The following is a 23,570-nucleotide window of genomic DNA, read 5'->3' on the forward strand; positions in this document are numbered from 1 at the left end:
ACTGGCAAACGCTGGTGTGTTTAAATTTAAAGAGCATGGATGAACGACGAATTTTACATGGGTCTTGCTTTAAGTGAGGCTTGGAAATTTCAGATCCTGACCTACCCAAATCCAGCCGTTGGATGCCTTATTCTTGATGAAAATGGGCAAATTTTATCTTGCAAGGCTCATGAAAAGGCTGGATATTTACACGCTGAACCGACAGCGATACTCTTTGCGCTTTGTAAAAAAAGTGAAAAATTTAAAGATGATTTTATAAAAGCGTATAATGCTAAATTTAGCTCCGATATAAAAGATGGCGAATTTGGCCTTTTAGAGCCAAAATTTACCTATGAATTTATACTAAACAACCACTCAAATTTATTAAAAAATGCAAAAGCCTATGTCACACTTGAGCCTTGCTCGCACCACGGTAAAACGCCACCTTGTGCAAATTTGCTAAAAGAGCTTGGCTTTAGCGAGGTCATAATTGGCAGCCGTGATGAAAATAAAATAGCAAGTGGTGGCACAAATTTGCTGCAAAGTGCTGGAGTGAGAGTTAAATTTGGCATTTTAAAAGAGTGCTGTGATAAGCTTCTTGAGCCATTTTTGGCATATCAAAGTGGTGGATTTAGCTTTTTAAAAATAGCTCTTAGTAAAAACGGCGTGGTAAGTGGCGGCATCATCACAAATGAGCTTAGCAGAACTCACGTCCATAAACTTAGAAGCGTCATAGATGCATTGGTGATCGGTGGTAACACAGTGCGGACAGACCGCCCAAAGCTTGATAGCAGGCTAGTAAGTGGCGGTAAAAATCCAGATGTCATAATCTACTCAAGAAGTGATAAATTTGATGAAACATTGCCACTTTTTAGCGTGCCAGGTCGAAAAGTCAGCATTCAAAAAGAGCTTGATCTAAAAGGTCTTACCATGTTTGAAGGAGCTGGTGAGTTTTTAAAGCTCGCAAAAGAGGGCAAGCTAGCAAATGTAAAGTGGCTACTTATCTATCAAAGCTCAAATTTTAAAAATGGTGAAAATTTAAGGCTTGATCTAAATCTAAAACCGCTTTTTAGTGGAAATTTCGGAGATGATAGCTACACTTGGTATGAAATTTTGGATTAAATATCTAGTCCAAAATAGTGTTTAACTAAAAAGCCGATGCCAAAAGATATGATCGCAACGCCAAAAGTTATCATGCACATCTCAACCACTCTTGGTAAAAATTTAAGCTCCTTTGCCACGCTTATGTAAAAGTTGTAAGTGATGATGGCAACTAAAGCAAAGAAAAACATCGACAAAACGGCGTAAAGACCGCTTGTAAAGATGAAAAATGGAAGTATCAAAAATGCCGTTGTTATGATGTATGAACCGCCTGTGTAGAGCGAGTAAGTAAGCGGTTTGATCTCGTCGCTTGGATTTTCTTTTGACTCAAGATATGCTGAGCCAGCCATAGAAAGTGCAGCTGCTACGCCCATGATAAGGCCTGTTGCGCCAACTGATTTTGTATTTGAAAAAGCAAGCGCAATGCCGCTAAGTGTGCCTGTTAGCTCAACTAAAGCATCATTCATGCCAAGCACGATGCCACCAGCATTTACGAGTTTTGTGTCTTTTAACATGGAGATTAGACTATTTTCATGGTTCATCTCCTCTTCATAAATATCACGAGCTTCAGGATATTCATCTACGATGTCAAGATAAAATTTCTCCGCATTTTCTTCGCGCGACTCCATAAATTTTAGGGTAAAAGATGTGCCAAAAATTTTAACAAGTATCGTATAGAAAATGACTTTAAATAAATTTGCACTTCTGCTTTCACCAGTTATCTTTTGGCAAAAAGCATAATGACGTCTCTCTTCGGTGACTAATTTGCGAAGTATTTTTTTATTCTCATTGTCTTTTTCGCTAGCTTCAAGAAGTGAGTATATAGCAGTATCGTCTGCTTCGTTTTGTAATTGTTTTAAGGCACGTTTTTTGTCTAACATAAAATTTTCCTTTTTATAGCTTAGAAATTTAAGATTTTGATTTAGAAAGAGAGATAAGATGGTGCGATCAGCGAGACTCGAACTCGCACACCTAGCGGCACTACCCCCTCAAGATAGCGTGTCTACCAATTCCACCATGATCGCAAAAAAGAACAAAAGCCCCAAAAGAGGGGCTAAATTTAAGCTTTACGCTTAGCCAAGCATCGGGTTTGCGTAAAGAACGATAAGTGTAATAACAAGTGCGTAGATAACTTGTGCTTCGATCATCGCAAGAGCGATAAACATTGTAGTCATAAGTTTGCTACCTACACCTGGGTTTCTAGCTGTTCCGCTGATAGTTGCAGCAGCTGTGTTACCCATACCAATAGCACCGCCAAGAGCTGCAAGGCCAAGGCCGATACCGCCAGCGATAACTGAATATGATCTGATCATCTCGCCGTCAGCGCCAAATGCGAATGCAGCAAGACCAAGAATTAAAAACACGATCTTTTTCATCGTTGCTCCTTTAAAATTTTAAAGCTCTTTCGGATCTGTCCCCTACTTGAACTTCATGAGCCGTAATATTACAAAAACAAAACTTTGTTTCAAATAAAAACACTAAAAATTTAAATTGCCTATAAAAAATTCTTGGCTTAGAAAAATGAAAGTTTTTTTATGCTATCTTTGAAAGAATTTAATTTATTCTTAATCTTAGGTTTTCAATGAACGAAAAATTTTCAAAGATAGGCTTTGTTCTTGCGATGGCTGGTTCTGCTGTGGGTCTTGGCAATGCCTGGAAATTTCCTACAATGGTGGGAAATAACGGCGGTTCGGCATTTATAATTTTATACTTGCTTCTTACATTTGCTATCGCATTTGTGGCGTTTTTGGCAGAGCTTAGCATTGGCAAGCTTGGCGAAAGCGACATCGTAAGCTCTCTTTACAAGCTCGCTCCAAAAAATAAAAAAGCGTGGTCGCTCTCTGGCTTTTTCATGATTGGTGCGATCCTTATAGCTTCATTTTATATGGTGGTTATTGGCTGGATATTAAAGTACATCTATCTTAGTTTTTCGCCGCTTTTAGCAGACTCAAAAGCTGCAGGCGAGCAGTTTAACACACTTTTATCAAATGATCTAAGCAGTGCCGTGCTTTGCTTTAGTCTAGTCTTTTTGATGGTCTTTTTTGCCGTTTCAAAAGGCGTAAAAAGTGGCATCGAAAAGCTAAATATATGGATGATGCCAAGCCTTTTTGTCTTGCTAGTTTGCATGCTTTTTTACGCACTAAGCATGGGAGATGGCTTTGTTAAGGCGGCTAAATTTTTATTTGTACCAAATTTTAGTGCGATCACGCCAGATGTTATCTTGCAGGCTCTAGGCCTTGCGTTTTTCTCGCTTTCTATGGGCGTTGGAGTCATACCAACATACGCTGCAAATTTACCAGAGCGCACAAATTTAATAAAATCAACGCTCTCTATCATCTTTATAAACATCTTAATAGGCATTATGATGGGGCTTGTTGTATTTACATTTATATTTGCTTATGGGGCTGATAGCACGGCAAGTGGTCCGGGCCTTATATTTATCTCGCTTGTCACGCTTTTTGCAAAGCTTGGCATTGTTGGCAACGTCATGGCGGTAGCATTTTTCGTATCGCTATTGTTTGCTGGCATCACAAGCGCGGTTTCGATGATCGAGCCTTTTGCTTATTATTTGGTTAGGAAATTTGAAATTTCAAGAAAGATGGCGCTTCTTTACATCGGCGCCTTTGTCTATATCTTGGGCATCTTTTGCATACTTTCATATTATTCAGACACTTCAAGTGCTTTTAGCGTTTGTGGCAAGCCATTTTTTGACGCGCTTGACTTTCTCACATCAAATATCATGATGCCAATAGGCGCTATCGTATTTAGCTTTTTTGTTGGCTATAAGCTTAAAAAAGAGAGTTTGTATCTGCTCTTTGGCGATTTTATGGGAAGAGCATTTTTTGAAATTTGGTACTTTTTCTTAAGATATGTCGTGCCAGTTGCCATTTGTGCGATAATGATCTACCAGATGGCAGGTAAATAATGGCAGAGAGATTTAGTAAGATAGGTTTTATCCTCTCAATAATTGGAGCGGCTATCGGCCTTGGTAATGCTTGGAAATTTCCATATATGGTCGGCAGCAACGGTGGTTCGGCATTTATCCTTATATATCTATTTTTTGCCTTTGCTGTTGGTCTTAGTATATTTTTTGCTGAGATGGCGATGGGTAAAATTTCACGTCTTGATACGGTTGGAGCGTTTAAAAGCCTAGCAACAAAGAGGGCAAGCTCTTGGAAATTTGCCGGTGTTATCATGGTGACTGGGCTATTTATCGCTTCGTTTTACACGCTCATCATTGGCTGGGTTTTAAAATACGTCATTTTAAGCTTTGGCGAGCTGCCTAAAGATATGGCAAGCTCGGAGACGCTTTTTGTAAATTTCACTTCAAATGGCATTGGCGAGCAAATTTTATACTTTAGTATCGCGTTTTTTGCCTACTTTTTCATCCTTACAAAAGGCGTAAAAAGCGGCATCGAGCGCATAAATGTCTATCTTATACCAGCTCTTTTTATCTTGCTTTTGCTTATGCTTGGCTACTCTTTTGGCATGGGGGGCTTTGATAAAGCGGCTAAATTTCTACTAGTGCCTGACTTTTCAAAGATAGATCAAGCAGCTGTTTTAAACGCTCTTGGACTTGCTTTTTTTACGATGTGCGTTGGCATTGGCTGCATACTTACTTACTCATCAAGTCTAAGTGATGATACAAATTTATTTACCTCTTCGCTCTACGTCGTTTTTGCAAACATTATCATAAGCGTCATCATCGGCCTTATCGTCTTTACATTTACATTTGAGTTTGGCTCAGAGCCATCAAAAGGCGCAGGGCTTGCTTTCATATCGCTACCAACGCTATTTGCTAAGCTTGGCTTGCTTGGAAATTTCTTGGCATTTACATTTTTTATATCGCTATTTTTTGCTGGCATCACCTCGGTTATCTCGATGGTTGAACCGTTTATATTTTTCTTAAGCAAAAGCCTAAATTTTAGTAGAAACAAATCGATCCTAATCGTCGCTTGCGTGGTTTATATTTTAGGAATTTTATGCGCATTAAGTGGCACAAACGAATTTAAAGATGCACTTACATTTTTTGGTAAGAGTTTTTTTGACCTGCTTGATTATCTCAGCTCAAACATCATGCTCCCACTTGGCGGCATCTTGTTTGCTGTCTTTGTTGGATACTTTGTAAAATTTGAGCTTTTAAAAGAGCTATTTGTGCCTTATATGGGCAAGGTTGTATTTAAAATTTGGTATTTTTTAATTAGATTTGTGGCTCCACTTTTAGTTCTGGTGGTGTTAATAAGGGAGATCTCATAATGGCAAAAGAACAATTTTCTAAAATAGGCTATGTCCTAGCAGTCGCTGGATCGGCTGTCGGACTTGGCAATGCATGGAAATTTCCATACATGGTTGGTGAAAACGGCGGTTCGGCGTTTATTATCCTATATCTTTTGATAACTTTTCTAGTCGGCGTGCCTATCTTTATGGCAGAGCTTAGTATCGGCAAGCTTAGCGAGAGCGACAGTGTAAATGCTTTTAGAAAGCTAGCAGCTAAAAATAAAAATTTATGGCAACTAGTTGGAATTTTAGCCATGGTGACAGCGGCCATCATCTCATCATACTATATCGTGATCATCGGCTGGGTCTTTAAATATTTCACGCTCTCATTTACTGGTCTCCCAAGCGATATAGATAGCTCAAAAGTGATATTTAACGATCTTTTGACGCATGGTCTTGGCGAGCAGACACTTTACTTTGTTATAGCATTTGCAGCTTGCTTTTTCATCCTGTCAAAAGGCGTAAAAAGCGGCATAGAGAAGCTAAATGTTTGGATGATGCCAAGCCTATTTATCATGGTTTTGATCATGCTTTTTTACTCTATGACGATGGATGGCTTTGTGAAATCAGCCGAGTTTCTGCTGATCCCAGACTTTAGTAAAATTTCGTTTAACTCACTTTTACTGGCTCTTGGACTTGCATTTTGGACGCTATCTCTTGGTATGGCAGCGATCATTACTTATTCAGCTAGCCTAAGCGATGATACAAATTTAGCCACTTCAACGCTTAGTATCGTTTTTATAAACATCGCGCTTGCTATTATGATAGGTCTTGTTATTTTTACCTTTATATTTGAATTTGGCGCTACTCCGTCTCAAGGACCAGGTCTTGTCTTTATCTCGCTACCAACGCTATTTGCAAAGCTTGGTGCGATCGGTCAAATTTTGGCTGTAGCATTTTTTGCTGCACTTATCTTTGCTGGTATCACTTCAGCCATCTCCATCGTCGAGCCATTTGTATTTTTCTTGATCAGAGAGTATGGCATGAGCAGGAAAAAAGCGCTTTGCATAGTTTGCGCAGGGATATTTATATTAGGATTTTTATGTCTTTTATCAAATATAGAAAATGTTGGCGATAAACTTACGTTATTTGGCAAGAGCTTCTTTGACTTCCTAGACTTTACCGCTTCAAATATTTTGCTACCAATTAGCGGTATCGGCGGAGCGATATTTGTAGGATATTTTATGAAAAAAGATGCTTTATATGTGCTATTTAGCCCATATATGAGTGATTTTGTATTTAATACATGGTATTTTTTACTAAGATATGTAGCACCAGTTTGTGTGCTTATCATCATGATAAATGAACTATTAAAGGTTTTTAATGGATAAAATTGAGAGATTTTTTGACAAAGCTGGTGATATAGTCGGCTACATTTGTATGTTTATTATGGCTTTGATGATAATAGACGTATTTTTTAACGTTGTGGCAAGATACTTTTTCTCTTACGGCAACGTTGCATTTCAGGAGCTTGAGTGGCACTTTTTTGCTGTGATATTTCTACTTGGCATGAGCTATGCTTTAAAAGAGGATGCACATGTTAGGGTTGATATTTTTTATGCTAAATTTTCAGAAAGAAATAAAGCCCTTGTAAATATGCTTGGTACTGTATTTTTTATCATACCATTTGCGCTTTTGGTTTCAAATTTATCATTTGGATTTGTAGGAGATGCTTACAGCTCGGCAGAGGCCAGCGCAGATCCAGGCGGTCTTACCCATAGATGGATCATAAAAGCGATGATCCCTTTTTCATTTTATGTGCTTGTATTTTTTGCGATCGGCTTTTTTATAAAAAATTTAAATCGCTATAAGAAAGCTAGTAAGGAGAAAATATGGCGGGATTAATAATGTTTATAGCCGCGCTATTGATGCTTGGCATTGGCTTTCCAGTGGCATTTACCTTTGGCGCGGTTGCGATGATATTTGGCATGGTTGGCAGTGTCGTAGAGAGCCTTAGCGATGGCGATGGGCTACTTGGCAGTATAGAAGTATTTAAAGATATGTTTAACTTCATGCCTTATAGGATTTTCTCTATCATGGAGAGTAGAATTTTCATAGCAGTTCCACTCTTTGTCTTTATGGGTGTCGTGCTTCAAAAGTCAAAGCTAGCTGAGAGACTACTTGAGAGCATGGGTATGCTATTTGGTGAAATTCGCGGCGGTATCGCTATTAGCACTATCTTAGTTGGAGCGCTTCTTGCTGCATCAACTGGCGTCGTAGGTGCTAGCGTTGTTGCTATGGGCGTTATAAGCTTGCCTGTAATGCTAAAGTATAAATACGACCAATCCCTAGGATGTGGCACGATATGCGCTGCTGGTACGCTTGGTCAGATCATCCCGCCTTCTATCGTGCTTATCATCTTGGGCGACATCTTCTCAGTGCCAGTTGGTGAGCTTTTTCACCAAGCCATTGTGCCAGGATTCACGCTAGTTGGAGTTTATATAGTTTATATTTTGATAGCTGCTTATCTTAAGCCAGAGGTCGCTCCTATCGTAAAAGATGAGAGCGGCGTTAGTAAATTTAAGCAGATTGTTAGAGCGCTAATTGCGATCTTCCCTCCACTTTTGCTAGTTATTTGTGTGCTAGGATCCATTTTTGCAGGTATCGCTACACCGACTGAAAGTTCAGCATTTGGCTGCGTTGGCGCTATCATCTTGGCAATATTTTATAGGACATTTTCATTTTCTATGATGAAAGAGGCTTTGGCTGAGAGCGTAAAAACTACAGCTCTAGTCTTTGCTATACTTGTTGGTGCGACTGCCTTTTCTATGGTCTTTAGCTACACTGGAGGCGATGAGATAGTTGAAAATTTCATGACAAATTTACCAGGCGAGAAGTGGGGCTTTATCATATTTAGTATGGCTGTTATCTTTGTGCTTGGCTTTTTTATCGATTTTGTTGAAATTTCATATATCGTGCTTCCTATCTTGGTGCCAATAGCTGCAAAACTAGGTATAAACCCAGTCTATCTAGCGATCTTAGTTGCTATGAATTTACAAACTTCATTCTTGACGCCACCATTTGGTTTTAGTCTATTTTTCTTAAGATCAGTCGCACCTGCTGAGATAAAAACAGCTGCTATTTATAAAGGCGTGGTGCCTTACATCATCATCCAAGTGGCAGTTTTAGTCTTTTTCTGCGTCTTTTTGATGGAGATAAAGCCGATGCTTGATGCGAGCCACGGTGGATTATTTAACTTCTTACTCTCACTTTTTAAATGATATAAAAGTTTTTGGTTGTAAAATACCAAAAACAAGTAAAATGGCTAATTTGAGTTTCTGTCAAATTTAGCCATTTTTTATGACCGCTTTTTAGTAAATTTATAAATTTAATGAGGTGAAATATGGCAAAGAAATTTATCGATGTTATGGATACGACCTTTAGAGATGGCTTTCAGTCGGTTTATGGCGCTAGAGTGCTTATGAACGACTTTTTGCCCGCGCTTGAAGCAGCCAAAGAGGCTGGCATAGAGCATTTTGAATTTGGCGGTGGGGCTAGATTTCAAAGCCTTTATTTTTACCTAAACGAGGACGCTTTTGCGATGATGGATAAATTTAGAAGCATCGTAGGACCAAAAGCAAACCTTCAAACCCTAAGTAGGGGCGTAAATACCGTCACCCTTGACACCGGTAGCCGCGAGCTAATAGACCTTCACGCAAAACTTTTCAAAAAACACGGAACTACAACTATTAGAAATTTTGACGCACTAAATGATGTTGAAAATTTAAAATATTCAGGCGAGAGGATCGCTCATCACGGGCTAAAACACGAAGTTGTCGTTACTATGATGGATCTACCTAGTGGCTGTGTGGGAGCTCATGATGTTAAATTTTATGAGAAAATTTTAAGAGAAATTTTAGATGCAAATATCCCTTATCACAGCGTTTGTTTTAAAGACGCAAGCGGCACAAGTAGCCCACAAAAGGTATATGAAACCATAAAAATGGCTAGAAAACTACTCCCAGAAAAAACTCATATCAGACTTCACACACACGAAACTGCAGGCGTAAGTGTTGCTTGCTATCTTGCAGCGCTTGAAGCTGGCGTTGATGGCATAGATCTAGCCGCAAGCCCAGTAAGTGGCGGCACAAGTCAGCCAGATATCTTAACCATGCTTCACGCAGTAAAAGGCAAAAACTACGATCTTGGCGGACTTGACGTGGAGAAAATTTTAAAATACGAAAGCGTTTTGAATGATTGTTTAAAAGAGTATTTCTTACCGCCTGAAGCTGTGCAAGTAAGCCCTCTAATACCATTTTCACCGATGCCAGGTGGCGCACTCACTGCAAATACCCAGATGATGAGAGATAACAACATCTTAGATAAATTTCCAGAGGTCATCCTTGCGATGCGCGAAGTGGTGCAAAAGGGTGGATACGGCACCTCAGTGACCCCCGTTAGCCAGTTTTACTTCCAACAGGCCTTTAATAACGTTATGTTTGGCAAGTGGAAAAAGATCGCTGAGGGATACGGCAAAATGGTTCTTGGCTACTTTGGCAAGACCCCAGTTACGCCTGATAAAGAGATTATCAAGCTTGCTAGCGAGCAGCTAGGCTTAAAACCAACTACAAAACACGCAGTTGATATAGCTGATAAAGATGAGAGTAAGTCGCTTGCGCACGTAAAAGAAATTTTAAAACAAAATAAGATCAAAGTTACCGAAGAAAACGTCTTTATAGCAGCAGCTTGTAAAGAAAAAGGCATCGCGTTCTTAAAAGGTGAGGCCAAAGTAAATGTAAGAAAGATCGATCCAAACGCTAAGGCAAACGATGACAGACAAACTCAAAGTGGCAGATATAGCGTCGTCGTAAATGGTAGTCGCTACAACGTTGAAGTAAGCGAAGGTTTTAACGACAGTATCCAAGTAAAATCAATCACTGAAGTTGAAGGCAAGAGCGTAAAAAGTGCCAAAAGTGCAGTAGCAGGCGCAACAGAAAATGACATCGTCGCAAGCTTGCCAGGCGCTGTGCATAAAATTTTAGTTAGTGCAGGAGATCATGTCAAAAAAGGTCAGGCCATAGTCGTGCTTGAAGCGATGAAGATGGAGATAGAGGTCAAAGCCCCAAAAGATGGCATCATAGGCTCTATTGAGGTTAGCAAAGGTCAAAGCGTTGCAAACAATCAAGTGGTGGCTAGATTTAAATAAATTTGCCACTTTTAAAAAGATAGTGTTAAGCGAAATTTGATTAACATTTTGATGACTTTTAGGTCAAATTTATAAAGAAACGAAAATTTAAAAGGAAACAACATGATAAATAAGCTAGACGAGCTAGGTCTAAAAGAGATCAAAAAGATAAATCACAATCTAAGCTACGACGAGCTTTTTGAGCTTGAAAAGGCAAACAACGAGGGCAGGGTCTCAAGTAACGGCACATTTATGGTAGATACTGGCATCTTTACTGGAAGAAGCCCAAAGGACAAGTACTTTGTCAAGCAAGATCCAAGCCAAAAATACATCGCTTGGGGCAAGATAAATCAGCCTATCACAAAAGAGCTATTTGATAAGCTTCTTAAAAAAGCAAAAGAGCAGCTTAGTGGCAAAGAAATTTTCATCCAAGACGCATTTTGTGGAGCTAGTAAAAAGAGCAAAAAATCAGTCCGCTTTGTCACCGAAGTAGCGTGGCAAGCGCACTTTGTAAAAAATATGTTCATCCGCCCAAGTGAAGCGGAGCTGGCTAAATTTGAGCCTGATTTTGTAGTATATAACGCTTGCAAGACAAAAAATGAGGATTACAAGGCTGACGGACTACATTCAGAAGTCTTTGTTATCTTTAATGTCGAAGAAAATGTCGCAGTGATCGGTGGCACATGGTATGGCGGCGAGATGAAAAAGGGCATTTTTTCTATGATGAACTACTGGTTGCCACTTGAGGGCAAGCTAAGCATGCACTGCTCTGCAAACGTAGGCGAAAAGGGCGATACAGCGCTATTTTTTGGTCTATCTGGCACAGGCAAAACGACACTTTCAACCGATCCAAAACGCAAACTAATAGGCGATGACGAGCACGGCTGGGACGATGATGGCGTGTTTAACTTTGAGGGCGGCTGCTACGCAAAATGTATCAACCTTGATCCAAGTAGCGAGCCAGAAATTTACGCAGCGATCAGGCGTGATGCGCTACTTGAAAACGTCGTGGCTGATGAAAACGGAGTGGTTGATTACAAAGATGGCTCAAAAACTGAAAACACACGTGTGAGCTATCCGATCTATCACATCGACAACTACGAGCCAAGCTCAAGCGCAGGACATCCAAAAAATATCATCTTTTTAAGCGCAGACGCTTTTGGCGTGCTTCCTCCAGTTGCGAAGCTGACAAAAGAGCAGGCGATGTATTATTTTTTGAGCGGCTATACAGCAAAAGTTGCTGGCACAGAGCGTGGTATAACTGAGCCAGTCGCTACTTTTAGCGCTTGCTTTGGCGAGCCATTTATGCCACTTCATCCAACCGTCTATGCAAAACTGCTTGGTGAGAAGATCGATAAGCACGGCGTTAATGTCTATCTTGTAAATACGGGCTGGAGCGGCGGTGCTTACGGCGTTGGCAAGCGTATGAGCATAAAAGCAACTCGTGCTTGCATAAATGCGATCTTAGACGGTAGCATCACAAAATGCGAATTTGAAAATTTTGATAAATTTAACTTCGCTATCCCAAAAGAGCTTGATGGTGTCGAGACAAAACTGCTAAATCCTATAAACACATGGGCAAATCCAGCTCAGTATAACGCTTCACGCGACAAGCTTGCAAAGATGTTTGTTGAAAATTTCAAACGTTATGAAGATGTAAAAGAGGGCGTTGAGTACGCCAAAGCTGGCCCAAAAGCTTAAATTTATAGCCTTGTGGGTATTTTGCCTACAAGGCTTTTTAAATTTAAACTTTCAAATAGTAAAAACGTAGCTCACTTTTAAATTTAATTTTTAAACTTTTTGCAAAAATGCCCCAACCAAATTTAAAGATATTTTCTAGATTTCACTATAAAATTTGCTTTTTGTAAATGCTTGAAAAATTTAATTGCCTAATATCAGAAATTTTAATACAAGCGATCCTTTTAGTTAAAAATCAAATTTCAGCCTGAATGCCCCAGTTAAATTTAAAATATTTTGTAATCTCTTTAAATCTCAAAATTTCTAATATAAAAAATTATTGTTAAATTTATTGTAAGTAGTGTGGTCTTTGGAGTTAAATATTAAAATTTTAGTCAGGACGCCACATGTTAAATTTAAAACAAAATGCTCTATTTCAGAAAACTCACTAAAGAGATATTTTTACTAAGCTCAAAAAAATAATAAAAGCGGTCTTTTCAGTTAAAAATTTAAAATTTAGCCAGAACACTCCAGCTAAATTTGATCTCAAATTTTAACTATAAAAAGTTGCTGTTGTTTTTAGTATAAGTTGTAGTGTTTTTGTAGTTAAAACAAAAATTTAGCCAGATATCTGGCTAAATTTAATCAAAATACTCTCTTTTCTAAGCCAAATTCTACGCCAGCTTTTGCCAGCTCAAATGTCGCATCTATAAATTTATACTCGCTGCTGATAAATGGTAAAAACATCGGTATTTCGGTGCAGCCTGCAATATAAACGTCAGCTTCAATGTTTGAAAGCACTTCGTAAAATACCGGCACATACTCTTCTAGCTTACCAGCTTTGACACCTTTGTAGATGCACTCCATGATGACATCTTGCGTCTCTTTGCTAAAATCCACGCTCTTTAGCCCGCGCTCTTTTAAAATTTGATCATAAACGCCTGCCTTTTTTGTGCCACTTGTTGCGATGACAGCGATATTTTTAGCGTGCGGATATTTCTTTTGCAAGGCATCTATGGTAACTTTTGCAATGTGCAAAATTTTCACTCCAGCCTCTTTTTCGATACTTGGAGCAAAGTAGTGAGCTGTATTACAAGCCATTAGCATCGCATCGCATCCTGCATTTTTTAAAAGTTTTGCACTTTGAATCAGCTTTGGAAGCGGACTTTCTCCCTCGCCCATGATAAATTTTGTCCTATCTTCTATCTGCGCGTATGAGTCGATAACGATGTGTAGGTGCTCTTGATCGCAAGCTGCTGGGGTTATATCGATTATCTTTTTGTATAAATCAGCCGTGGCAAGTGGTCCCATGCCGCCTATGATGCCTAATGTCTTCATAGCTCCTCCAAATTAAAATTTTCAATAATTATAATATTAGTTTCTATATTTAAAAATAAAATTTATAAATTTTCATTTGGTATTGTAAAAATAGGGAGTAAGCGCTTTAAGTTTTGAAGTAAATTTAAGATAAAAAGGGGCGATTGCCCCTTAAAAAACTCTATTATGAGTGGAAGTGGAATTCGTCCGGATGATCTAGTGCGTATCTAAATTTCTCCATATCGACCTTTTTGTCCCAGATAGATACGATCATGCAGCCAACGGCATTACCGCAAAGGTTACCAACAGCACGCATCTCTGACATAAATTTATCAACGCCAAGTAGCACAGCCACGGTTACGACTGGTATGCCAGTGCTTGGAAGTGCGCTTAGTGTGCCAGCAAGTACGACAAAGCCAGAACCCGTAACGCCAACAGCGCCTTTACTTGTGATCATTAGCACGATTAGTATGCTTATTAGATGTTCAAAGCTTAGCGGTATATTAAATGCTTGAGCCAAGAAGATAACGCTTAGGCTTAGATAGATGTTGGTGCAGTCAAGGTTAAATGAGTAACCAGTTGGGATGATAAGGCCAACTGCGCCTCTATTTATACCAGCTGCTTCTAGCTTTTGCATAAGTGGCGCAAGAGCTGTTTCGCTCGAGCTTGTCGCAAAAACGACCAAGACCTCTTTTGAGATAAAGCGCATAAATTTAAAGACATTGACCTTTGCAAAGTAGCAAATGACGCCAAGCACGACAAAGATGAAAAAGCAGCTTGCAAGCGCCATAACGACAAGAAGCTCCATCATACCAAGAAGCGTTCCGATGCCAAATTTACCGATCAAGTAAGCCATTGCTGAAAATGCCGCCACTGGGCTAAATAACATAAGCCAAGTAAGAAGCTTTAAGACGTAGTGCTGGATAAATTCAAGCGGTTTTAGACAAGCTTGCTTTTTATCATGAGCAAGTAGCGAAAGTACGATGGCAACGACAATCGCCATGAAAAGTACTTGAAGTGTGTTTGATTTTATAAATGGATCAAGTATATGCACGTAAGGGAAGATGTCATCTACTGGCACAGCGCCTCTTAAAAGATGAAGCGTGTGTGCTAAAAAGCCGCTATTTGCGTCCATATTTCCAGCTTGAGATGTAAATTTAGCCACACTTGAGGCGTCAAGCTGGGTGTAGTCAAGGTTCATGCCATGTCCTGGACGAAGCGTCTCGCCAAAGATGATACCAACAGCAAGAGCAAGCGTACTAACTATCTCAAAGTAGATAAACGCCTTAAGTCCGATAGTGCCAAGATCTTTTAAGCTCTCAAGTCCGACGATGCCTGAAACGATCGTTAAAAAGATGATAGGGCCGATTAAAATTTTAAGGGCTTTTATAAAATAATCAATGCCTGGCTTACTTGCTATGCCAAGCTCAGGTGCGACCATACCGACGATAACACCGCCAATTATACCTATCACAACCCAAATGGCGAGATTGGTAAATAGCCTCACAAAGAGACTTTTTTGCGTTTTTGCACTCTCCATAAATTCCCCTTTTATAGGCTAGCTTTGACCACCGCAGAGATGATCTTATCGCCTTGTCTAATAGCATCAAGCACCTTTAAACTTTCATCGTCAGCGCACTTTCCAAAGACTGTATGCACGCCGTCAAGATGAGGTTGCTTGCTGTGGCAGATGAAAAACTGCGATCCGCCAGTGTCGCGACCTGCGTGAGCCATGCTAAGGCTGCCACGCTCATGCTTTACCTTTTGATTGTCGCATTCGCATTTTATCCTCCAGCCAGGACCACCTGTGCCTGTGCCATTTGGGCAGCCGCCTTGTATGACGAAATTTGGTATAACTCTGTGAAAATTTAGGCCATTATAAAATCCTGTTTTTATCAAATGGACAAAATTTGCAACAGCTTGCGGTGCATCCTCGGCAAAAAGCTCAAGTTTGATATCGCCTTTTTCTGTCTTTAAAACTGCAAATTTATCTTTTTTTAGCTCGTCTAAATTTATATCATAAACTTTTAACTCATCAAAACGCATGTTGCTCCTTTTACTCGATATTTGTATAAACTGCTTGGACGTCATCGTCGTCTTCTAGCTTGTCAAGAAGCCTCTCGACCTCAAGCATTTGCTCTTCATCTAGGCTCACGGTTTGATTTGGTAAGTACTGAAGTGAAGCTTTTTTAACTACTAAATTTAACTTCTCTATCCCTTCATGCAATGTGCCAAAATTTGCGTAATCACCATAAACAAATAGTGCGTTTTCATCTTCTTCAATGTCGCTTAGTCCGTAATCAATCAGCTCAAGTTCGATCTCTTCAATATCTGCGCTTGGCTTTTCAAGCTCAAAAACGCTCTTTCTTGTAAACATAAAGCTAAGGCTGCCACTTGGCAAAATTTCTCCGCCATTTTTGCTAAATATCGCTTTTACATTTGCAACTGTTCTTGTTGGGTTGTCAGTAGCGCACTCAACGATGATTTGCACGCCGTGAGCTGCTTTGCCGTCATAAAAGATAGTCTTGATATCTGCGCTATCTTTGCCATTTGCTCTTTTTATAGCCGCATCGATGTTATCTTTTGGCATATTTTCAGCTTTTGCTGCTGCGATGGCTGCACGAAGTTTTGGGTTCATATCCGGATCACATCCGCCATCTTTTGCCGCTACTGTTATAGCCTTTGCAAGTTTTGGAAATACCTTGCTCATCTTATCCCATCTAGCTTCTTTTGCTGCTCTTCGGTACTCAAATGCTCGTCCCATAAATATCCTTAAATAAATTTTTTACGGATTATAACTAAAAAAATTTTATACTTTTTTAAAACATTTTGAGTTTGCCTGCTAAAGTGCATAATTTGCAAATTTGAAAATAATATTTGGTAAAAATTTAAGCTAAAGGCATATAATCATACTCATGATAAAAAATGCTCAAAAACAAGATGCAAAAATCTGCATCAAACTACTAAATTTAGCGATGGAGGACATCGCCTACAAGCTAAGTGGCTACGACGATCCTGCAAAAAGCGATGAAATTTTAGAGAAATTTTTTAAAAGCGAGACAAATAGACTTAGCTATAAAAATGTTTATGTCTATAGGCGTGACGAGCAGATAATTGCTGCTATGTGTGCTTATTTTGGTGGCGACGCGTGGCAGTTTGATAGAGAAATTTCTCAGCATCTAAAGGCTCTTGGCAAAGATGCCCAGATAGAAAAAGAGTGTTTTGATGATGAGTTTTATATAGATAGTATCGCCGTAGATGAGAAATTTAGAGGCCAAGGGCTTGCAAAAGAGCTTATCTTGCACTCATTTGCCAAAGCAAAAGAGCTAGGACATAAAAAAGTCTCGCTGATAGTTGATGTAAATAAGCCAAAAGTTCGTAAATTTTACGAGAGCCTTGGCTTTAAATTTAACACCAAAAAGATCATAAATTTACACGAATACGACCACATGATAAAGGAGATAATATGAAAACATTTGAGGTAAATAACGTGCATTGCCAAAATTGCGCAAATACCATAAAAAACGCACTTGAGGATGACTTTGGCGAGATAAAAGTCGATCTTAGCAAGGAGCCAAGACAAGTAAGCCTTGATATAAAAGATGGCGATGTAGAGAAATTTAAATCAGAAATGGCTGATCTGGGATTTGACGTTATAAAGGAGCTTTGATATGCCTTTAAAAGTCAAGCTAAATATAGCGGGAATGAGCTGTGTAAACTGCTCAAACGCTATCGAGAAAGTTTCCAAAAAGATAGATGGGGTGCTTGAAGCAAATGTAAATTTTGCAAATGCAAGCGGTGAGTTTGTCCTAAAAGACGCCAGCGTGCGTGAAGTTTTAGAGCAAAAGATAAAGAAGCTTGGCTACTTTGTGGCGACAAATATCGATGAATTTGAAGCCAAAAGAGACGAGCATATAACCTCGATAAGAAATAAATTTATATTTGCATTTATCACAAGCATCGTGATAATGGCGCTTGAGATGTTCGTGCCTCATAACTTGCTAGTAAATTTACTCATGCTAGTTTTAGCGTTTTTGGTGCTAGTTTTTAGTGGCAAAGACTTCTTTGCTCACGCCATAGAGGCTGTTAAAAACAAAAACTACGATATGAACGTGCTTGTAGCTCTTGGAAGCGGCAGTGCATTTTTATACTCGCTTTTTGTTGTGATCTTTTCAAATTTCATCCCAGATGATCTAAAAAATGTCTATGTCTCAGGCGCAGCGATGATAATAGCCTTTGTTTTGCTTGGCAAGTATCTTGAAGAGCGCTCAAAGGCAAAGGCAGGCGACTACCTAAAGACGCTACTTAAAATTTCACCAAAGACCGCCTTTTTGGTCATGCCAGATGGACAGAGCAAAGAGGTAAATGTAAATGAGCTAAAAGTAGGCGACATCGTCATCGTAAAAAATGGCTACAACATCCCAAGTGATGGCGTGATAGTTCAAGGTGGCGCTGAGATAGATGCTTCTATGCTTACAGGAGAGAGCTTGCCAGTTTATAAAGAGGTGGGAGATAGCGTATTTGCCGGCACTCTAAACACAAATGGCTACATAAGCGTCAAGGTGACAAAGAGTTCTTACGAGAGCTTGCTATCTCAAATTTTAAGCCTACTAAGCGACGCTAGCTCTAAAAAGATGCCTATCGGACGGCTGGCTGACAAGATAGCAAACATCTTTGTGCCAAGCGTCGTGGCGATCTCAGTTCTTACATTTTTAATATGGATAATTTTTAGTGGAAATTTCGCCTATGCGATCTCTAGCGCGATCTGCGTGCTTATCATCTCATGCCCATGCGCACTAGGACTTGCCACGCCAATAGCAATCGTAAGCTCCCTCGCGCGTGGCGCAAAAGCTGGAATTTTAGTTAAAAACCCAGAGGTTTTGGAGCTTATAAAAGATGCTAAATTTGTAGCATTTGACAAAACTGGCACGCTAAGTAAGGGGCTAATTAGCGTCAAAAGTTCAAATTTGAGCGAAAAAGAGCTAGAGCTAGTGGCATCTGCTGAAAATTTAAGCGAGCATCCGATCTCAAAAGCGATCGTAAGATACGCAAAACAAAATTACATAAATTTACAAAAGCTAAATGGCAAATTTCAAAACGTAGTTGGTCAAGGCATCATCTACGAAGATGAGAACAACAAGATAATAATAGGCAATGAAAAACTGCTTGCGACAAACGATATCTTGCTAAATGAAGCTGATATTGAGGCGATAAAAGAGGCTACAAATGATGGAAGCGGCGTCATACTTTGCGCGCTAAATCAAAAATTTAGTGGCTTTTTAACGCTAAGCGATGAGCTAAAAAATGAAGCAAATAGCGTTATAAACGAGCTTGCAAGGCTAAATTTACAAAGTGTGATCCTCTCAGGTGATGATAAAAAAGTAGTTGCAAATATCGCTAGCAAGCTAAATGTGAGCGAATACTACGCAAATATGCTACCTGAGGATAAATTTAACAAGGTAAAAGAGCTAATGAGCCGAGGTGGCGTGATCTTTGTGGGAGATGGCATAAACGACTCGCCATCACTTAAAGAAGCAAGCGTTGGCATCGCTATGAACTCAGGCTCAGACATCGCTAAAGGCGCTGGCGATATCGTGCTTGTAAAAAACGATCTGCGCGGCGTAAGTGGGCTTGTAAAGCTTGCAAATGCGACTATTGCTAACATAAAAGAGAATTTGTTTTGGGCATTTATGTATAACGCCATTTGCATACCAGTGGCTGCTGGCGTGCTATATCCGGTATTTGGGCTGCTTCTAAGCCCAGTTTATGGCTCTATGGCGATGTGCTTAAGCTCGGTCACTGTCGTGCTAAATGCGCTTAGACTTAGATATTTGAAGCTTAAGGATTAAATTTGAGACTTGGAGAGCTTTACAGCGTCGTAGCGGCTGCACTTGCTACAAATTTTAATGGCATCTTGGACGTCTCATCTTTTATGCGTATCAAAAAGACAAGTGCGTGGATAACGCAGACAAAGAGCGATGCGAACATAAAAGGAAATGAGCTTTACGCTAAATTTATCAAAGATGAGAGCAGTGCCGCCTTATGTGATGATTATGTAATTTTGAAACAAAAGTTTGAAGCAAGTTATTATTTTTCAAGTGCAAAAGATGATTTGGCGCAGTTTTACAAAGCTATAAATTTTGAACCAAAAATGGGCGAGGTGGATAGCATCTCAAATCAGCTCATTTTGATAGCAAATATCTTAAAAAAAGAGGCGACAAAAGAGTCTATGCAGCTTCTTGCTGCTTTTAGCCTCTCTTTTTTCTTGCCTTATGCCGAGCAACTCGCAAAAGAGCTCGAGCAAAACGCAGCTAGCAGCTTTTATAAGTCGATGGGATATTTTTTAGAGGATTTTTGTTTAGTTCTAAGAACTATTATCGGTAAGGCTTAGTCTTTAAGCCTGTACCATTTCAGTCATTTGAGTTTTAATACTTAAAATGTTATTTTGAATGCTTGATTGTTCTAAATTTAGATGATGAAGCATTTGCATAGAATCACGATCTTTCAGGTGCTGGATGCTTGAAATTTGATCAGCTATATCGCTTCTTTGATCTTGTAATTTTTCTAAATTTTTTTGTAACTCTGTGACATCTTCTTTTATAATAATTGTAGGTTTTTGTCTAACTTCTTCTCTTTGTTCAACATGCACATCATTACTTCTAACGATATCTTTTGTACCATAACCAGAAGATACTAATATGCTGGTTTTAGCGCTACTTGATGATATAGATGTGTAGCCGTTATGATAGAAAACATTTGAGTTCATATTTGCATCTATTTGCATATCGTCCTTCCTTTTTAGTTTATTTCTTCATTTAAAACTATATCGGCAATAAATCAAAAAACTTGAAATAGTTTTTAAAAAGTTGCTGGGCGAATTATATTTTAATAACCTTAAATGTAAATTATATATATAACTTTTTTACTACTCTAGCATAATTTTTATATTACATTTCACTTTTTTGACCAAAAATTTATTTTTTAAAATGCTCGTAAAAGCCTAGTTAAGCACCTTTTTGTTAAAATCACGCAAAACTAATCAAAGGCAAAGCTATGAAAAAAGATGAAAACGCGCATAAAAAGATGTGGGAGGGCAGATTTAGCGAGGCTAGCTCAAAGTTGCTCGAGGAATTTAACGCTTCTATAAATTTTGATAAAAATCTTTTTGAAGAGGACATCGCTGGCAGTAAAGCGCACGCTAAAATGCTAGGAATTTGCGGAATTTTGAAAAAAGATGAGTCAGAGGCGATCATAAAAGGGCTTGATGAGGTTTTATCTGAGATAAGAGCTGGTAAATTTGCTTTTAAGATAGAAGATGAGGATATCCATATGGCCGTTGAAAAGCGCCTTAGCGAGATCATCGGAGCTGAGCTTGGCGGCAGACTACACACAGCTAGAAGTAGAAATGATCAGGTTGCGCTTGATTTTAAATTTTATGTTTTGAAGAAAAATTTAGAAATTTCATCACTCATCAAAGAGCTCATCGCCACGCTTACAAATTTAGCCAAAAACCACAAAGATACGCTAATGCCAGGCTACACGCACCTTCAGCACGCTCAGCCAGTAAGCCTTAGCTACCATTTGCTAGCCTATGCCTTTATGTTTAAGAGGGATTTTGAGCGATTTGTTAGCTCATACGAGCGAAACAACCTAAGTCCGCTTGGCTCAGCAGCCCTTGCAGGCACGCCACACAAGATAGATAGAACTATCGTTGCAAGCGAGCTTGGCTTTGCAGGCTGCACGCAAAATGCGATGGATAGCGTGAGTGACCGTGACTATGCGCTGGAGATTTTGTTTAACATTAGCGTTTTTATGACGCACGCTTCTAGGCTCTGCGAGGAGCTCATACTCTGGAGCTCGCAAGAATTTGGCTTTGTAAGCATTAGTGACGCTTACAGCACAGGCAGCTCCATCATGCCTCAAAAGAAAAACCCAGACGTCGCTGAGCTTATACGCGGTAAAACTGGGCGTGTAAATGGAAATTTAGTGGCGCTGCTAACGACGATGAAGGGCTTGCCACTTGCTTACAACAAAGATATGCAAGAAGACAAAGAAGGCGTTTTTGATAGCGTTGCGACCATTTTAAGCTCGGCTACTATCCTAAATGAGATGATAAAAACGGCTAAATTTAATGAAAAAAATATGCTAAAAGCGACAAAAACCGGCCATCTAAGTGCCACTGATCTAGCGGACTACCTAGTACGTGAGAAAAATATCCCATTTAGAACGGCGCATTTTATCACCGGCAAGGCTGTCGCAAAGGCTGAAAGCTTGGGACTTGATCTAAGTGAGCTTAATAAAGAGCAGCTAAAAAGTGTCGATGAAAATTTAGATGAAAATGCCATTAAATTTCTAGATCTGCACGCTTCAAAAGAGGCCCGCACTTCAAAAGGTGGCACGGCAAACAAAAGCGTTGAAGAGCAAATTAAAATTTTAGACGACTGGCTTAAGTAAAAAGAGTTATAATTACGCAGAATTTACAAATTTTAAAGGATGAAAAATGTTTTTTGACAGCAAAAATAAAGAGCTTGGTAGTAAAAATGAAGCTTTAGAAAGAGAAAATGAAGCTTTAAAGGCTGAGATTTTAGCACTTAAAAATGAGCTAAAAAATGCCAAAACTTGCGAGCCAAAAGAGCAAGCTAAGGATAAGCAAGAGGCTGTAAATTTGCTGCTTACTAGCTATCAAGATGGTATGAATTTCTTACAATCAACCATCGAAGAAAATCTAAAAATGCTTGAAAATATAAACCATTTAAATGAAAAAACATTCAAAGAAACAGGCGAGCTCAAGTCTCAAACGGCTGAAATTTTAAGCTCGATCGAGCAAGTAAGCCAGATGAGCGGCGATCTTTCAAACGATGCCTCTTCGCTTGATGGAAGCGTAAATTCTATCGTTGAGATCATAAATCTCATAAAAGACATATCAGATCAGACAAATTTGCTAGCGCTAAATGCTGCTATCGAGGCGGCTCGTGCGGGCGAGCATGGACGAGGTTTTGCGGTCGTTGCAGATGAGGTTAGAAAGCTTGCAGAACGCACGCAAAAGGCGACACTTGAGGTTGAAGTAAATATAAATGGCCTTAAACAAAGTGCGAACACAATGATCGAAATGAGCGAGAATTTCTCTAAAATTTCAGCAAATGCGATGCAAATTTTAGGCGGTTTTGAGGGCAACATCTCAAGCGTAAATGCCAACACGCAAAATATCCTAAACCAAGCTCTAAATGTCACAAACGAAGTAAATGTAAGTAACGGCAAGATAGATCACATCAACATGAAGCTAAATGGCTATCGAGGCGTGCTCCTTGGCGAGATAAATAGAATTCAAGACGTGCATGAGTGTAGATTTGGCAAGTGGTATGAAAAAGATGTGAAAAATACCATCATAAAAGATCCAAGAACCCTCTCAAGTATAGCTGCGCACCACGAAAATGTCCATCACGGACTAGATAAGGCTATGGCGATTTTTGCTGACAAAGATAAGGGACATTTAGCAGGTGTTGAGATACTAAAAGATGTCGAACACTCAAGCAAAGCTGGCTTTGAAGAGCTACTTGAAGCGGTAAAAGCTGCTAGGAAATAAATTTATTTAAATTTAGATGTTTGAAGTGAAAATTTAAAGAATTTAGACTCAAAAAGAGTCTAAATTTTGTTTTTAAAATGTGCTTTGTGGATCAGCTACACCTTCGCTCCAGCCAAGTTTTGCGCCAGCAAGTAGGTGAAAGTGTAGGTGCATGACCTCTTGACCGCCGTTTTCACCGCAGTTTGTTATGAGGCGGTATCCGCTCTTATCAACGCCCATTAAGCTCGCCACTTCTTGGATAAATTTAGTCATCTCACCCATCAAAACTGGGTCCATCTCTTGGAAGTTTTTGTAGTGTTTTTTAGGGATGATGAGGATGTGGATCGGCGCTTTTGGGTTGATGTCGTTAAAAGCTAGAAATTTCTCACTCTCCAGCACTTTGTTACAAGGAATTTCACCAGCAACGATCTTTTCAAATATGGTCATTTTAGCTCCTTTGAAAGTTTGAGAAATTATATCAAAGTGTGCTTAAATTTCGCGCTTTTTATCTTGATTTTAACTCTTTTTCTA

The 23,570-nt window shown here is 39.3% G+C and carries 22 protein-coding genes, 1 tRNA gene and 1 pseudogene; 15 read left to right on the forward strand and 9 right to left on the reverse strand.

From position 1 onward, the window contains the following. Positions 1 to 39: 39 nt before the first annotated feature. Positions 40 to 1,101, forward strand: a complete 1,062-nt coding sequence (gene ribD, locus CYP26_RS01690) for a bifunctional diaminohydroxyphosphoribosylaminopyrimidine deaminase/5-amino-6-(5-phosphoribosylamino)uracil reductase RibD (protein WP_103630128.1) — start codon at positions 40 to 42, stop codon at positions 1,099 to 1,101. On the opposite strand, the gene CYP26_RS01695 is transcribed toward ribD, so the two are convergent. The 3 genes from CYP26_RS01695 to CYP26_RS01705 all read right to left on the reverse strand — a co-directional run bounded on the left by CYP26_RS01695 (position 1,098) and on the right by CYP26_RS01705 (position 2,456). Then, positions 1,098 to 1,961: a VIT1/CCC1 transporter family protein gene (locus CYP26_RS01695; RefSeq protein ID WP_103630129.1), complete on the reverse strand. Its 864-nt coding sequence runs from the start codon at positions 1,959 to 1,961 to the stop codon at positions 1,098 to 1,100. The two genes, ribD and CYP26_RS01695, sit on opposite strands and share 4 nt — an antisense overlap. A gap of 59 nt (positions 1,962 to 2,020) precedes the next feature. Further along, positions 2,021 to 2,105 (reverse strand) — tRNA-Leu (locus CYP26_RS01700). Positions 2,106 to 2,153: 48 nt separating this feature from the next. Next, entirely contained in the window at positions 2,154 to 2,456 is a 303-nt protein-coding gene (locus CYP26_RS01705; protein WP_004317263.1) for a F0F1 ATP synthase subunit C, read from the reverse strand. A 206-nt stretch (positions 2,457 to 2,662) separates the two neighbouring features. On the opposite strand from CYP26_RS01705, the gene CYP26_RS01710 reads away from it, so the two are divergent. From CYP26_RS01710 to pckA, 7 genes are all read left to right on the forward strand, one after another. Further along, positions 2,663 to 4,006: a sodium-dependent transporter gene (locus CYP26_RS01710; RefSeq protein ID WP_103630130.1), complete on the forward strand. Its 1,344-nt coding sequence runs from the start codon at positions 2,663 to 2,665 to the stop codon at positions 4,004 to 4,006. Further along, positions 4,006 to 5,337 carry a sodium-dependent transporter gene (locus CYP26_RS01715; RefSeq protein ID WP_103630131.1) on the forward strand — a complete coding sequence of 444 codons (1,332 nt, stop codon included), beginning with the start codon at positions 4,006 to 4,008 and terminating at the stop codon, positions 5,335 to 5,337. Before CYP26_RS01710 ends, CYP26_RS01715 begins: the two co-directional genes overlap by 1 nt. Next, positions 5,337 to 6,689, forward strand: coding sequence for a sodium-dependent transporter (locus CYP26_RS01720; protein WP_103630132.1), 1,353 nt, complete (start codon positions 5,337 to 5,339; stop codon positions 6,687 to 6,689). The genes CYP26_RS01715 and CYP26_RS01720 overlap by 1 nt, the downstream gene beginning before the upstream one ends. Beyond that, on the forward strand, positions 6,682 to 7,203 hold the full coding sequence (locus CYP26_RS01725; RefSeq protein WP_021085810.1) for a TRAP transporter small permease subunit: 522 nt from the start codon (positions 6,682 to 6,684) through the stop codon (positions 7,201 to 7,203). Before CYP26_RS01720 ends, CYP26_RS01725 begins: the two co-directional genes overlap by 8 nt. Beyond that, on the forward strand, positions 7,191 to 8,579 hold the full coding sequence (locus CYP26_RS01730; RefSeq protein ID WP_103598946.1) for a TRAP transporter large permease: 1,389 nt from the start codon (positions 7,191 to 7,193) through the stop codon (positions 8,577 to 8,579). Before CYP26_RS01725 ends, CYP26_RS01730 begins: the two co-directional genes overlap by 13 nt. A 122-nt stretch (positions 8,580 to 8,701) precedes the next feature. Beyond that, entirely contained in the window at positions 8,702 to 10,504 is a 1,803-nt protein-coding gene (locus tag CYP26_RS01735) for a biotin/lipoyl-containing protein (protein ID WP_103630133.1), read from the forward strand. Positions 10,505 to 10,609: 105 nt separating this feature from the next. After that, positions 10,610 to 12,184, forward strand: coding sequence for a phosphoenolpyruvate carboxykinase (ATP) (gene pckA, locus CYP26_RS01740; protein WP_181000839.1), 1,575 nt, complete (start codon positions 10,610 to 10,612; stop codon positions 12,182 to 12,184). Positions 12,185 to 12,805: 621 nt separating this feature from the next. Here pckA and CYP26_RS01745 read toward each other — a convergent pair. From CYP26_RS01745 to CYP26_RS01760, 4 genes are all read right to left on the reverse strand, one after another. After that, positions 12,806 to 13,498, reverse strand: a complete 693-nt coding sequence (locus CYP26_RS01745) for an aspartate/glutamate racemase family protein (RefSeq protein WP_103630135.1) — start codon at positions 13,496 to 13,498, stop codon at positions 12,806 to 12,808. A gap of 163 nt (positions 13,499 to 13,661) precedes the next feature. Beyond that, a complete protein-coding gene (locus CYP26_RS01750; RefSeq protein WP_103630136.1) occupies positions 13,662 to 15,017 on the reverse strand; it encodes a cation:dicarboxylate symporter family transporter in 1,356 nt (451 codons plus the stop codon). A gap of 11 nt (positions 15,018 to 15,028) precedes the next feature. Next, a complete protein-coding gene (locus CYP26_RS01755) occupies positions 15,029 to 15,523 on the reverse strand; it encodes a peptidylprolyl isomerase (protein WP_103630137.1) in 495 nt (164 codons plus the stop codon). Positions 15,524 to 15,533: 10 nt separating this feature from the next. Further along, positions 15,534 to 16,241: a YebC/PmpR family DNA-binding transcriptional regulator gene (locus CYP26_RS01760; protein ID WP_021093135.1), complete on the reverse strand. Its 708-nt coding sequence runs from the start codon at positions 16,239 to 16,241 to the stop codon at positions 15,534 to 15,536. 151 nt (positions 16,242 to 16,392) lie between these two features. Here CYP26_RS01760 and CYP26_RS01765 point away from each other — a divergent pair, with 151 nt between their 5' ends. From CYP26_RS01765 to CYP26_RS01780, 4 genes are read left to right on the forward strand one after another with little or no spacing between them, the layout of a single operon-like run. Further along, positions 16,393 to 16,947 carry a GNAT family N-acetyltransferase gene (locus CYP26_RS01765; RefSeq protein WP_103630138.1) on the forward strand — a complete coding sequence of 185 codons (555 nt, stop codon included), beginning with the start codon at positions 16,393 to 16,395 and terminating at the stop codon, positions 16,945 to 16,947. Then, the gene (locus CYP26_RS01770; protein WP_004317198.1) at positions 16,944 to 17,147 is read left to right on the forward strand and encodes a heavy-metal-associated domain-containing protein; all 204 of its coding nucleotides are present in this window, start codon (positions 16,944 to 16,946) and stop codon (positions 17,145 to 17,147) included. Before CYP26_RS01765 ends, CYP26_RS01770 begins: the two co-directional genes overlap by 4 nt. Position 17,148: 1 nt before the next feature. Then, on the forward strand, positions 17,149 to 19,326 hold the full coding sequence (locus CYP26_RS01775) for a heavy metal translocating P-type ATPase (protein ID WP_103630139.1): 2,178 nt from the start codon (positions 17,149 to 17,151) through the stop codon (positions 19,324 to 19,326). Positions 19,327 to 19,328: 2 nt separating this feature from the next. Further along, positions 19,329 to 19,868, forward strand: a complete 540-nt coding sequence (locus CYP26_RS01780) for an oxidoreductase (RefSeq protein WP_103630140.1) — start codon at positions 19,329 to 19,331, stop codon at positions 19,866 to 19,868. A gap of 3 nt (positions 19,869 to 19,871) precedes the next feature. On the opposite strand, the gene CYP26_RS01785 is transcribed toward CYP26_RS01780, so the two are convergent. Further along, positions 19,872 to 20,261: a hypothetical protein gene (locus tag CYP26_RS01785; protein WP_103630141.1), complete on the reverse strand. Its 390-nt coding sequence runs from the start codon at positions 20,259 to 20,261 to the stop codon at positions 19,872 to 19,874. 269 nt (positions 20,262 to 20,530) lie between these two features. Between CYP26_RS01785 and argH the strand changes: the two genes are divergently transcribed. From argH to CYP26_RS10645, 3 genes and pseudogenes are all read left to right on the forward strand, one after another. Further along, entirely contained in the window at positions 20,531 to 21,931 is a 1,401-nt protein-coding gene (gene argH, locus CYP26_RS01790) for an argininosuccinate lyase (RefSeq protein WP_103630142.1), read from the forward strand. A gap of 454 nt (positions 21,932 to 22,385) precedes the next feature. Then, a pseudogene (locus tag CYP26_RS10640) lies at positions 22,386 to 22,697 on the forward strand (methyl-accepting chemotaxis protein); the annotation flags it as partial. A gap of 54 nt (positions 22,698 to 22,751) precedes the next feature. Further along, positions 22,752 to 23,060, forward strand: coding sequence for a CZB domain-containing protein (locus CYP26_RS10645; protein ID WP_430747071.1), 309 nt, complete (start codon positions 22,752 to 22,754; stop codon positions 23,058 to 23,060). Positions 23,061 to 23,132: 72 nt separating this feature from the next. On the opposite strand, the gene CYP26_RS01800 is transcribed toward CYP26_RS10645, so the two are convergent. Next, on the reverse strand, positions 23,133 to 23,486 hold the full coding sequence (locus tag CYP26_RS01800) for a histidine triad nucleotide-binding protein (RefSeq protein WP_004317216.1): 354 nt from the start codon (positions 23,484 to 23,486) through the stop codon (positions 23,133 to 23,135). Positions 23,487 to 23,570 lie beyond the last annotated feature (84 nt).

Origin of the sequence: Campylobacter concisus (assembly GCF_002913225.1) — a bacterium.
GTDB lineage: Bacteria > Campylobacterota > Campylobacteria > Campylobacterales > Campylobacteraceae > Campylobacter_A > Campylobacter_A concisus_J.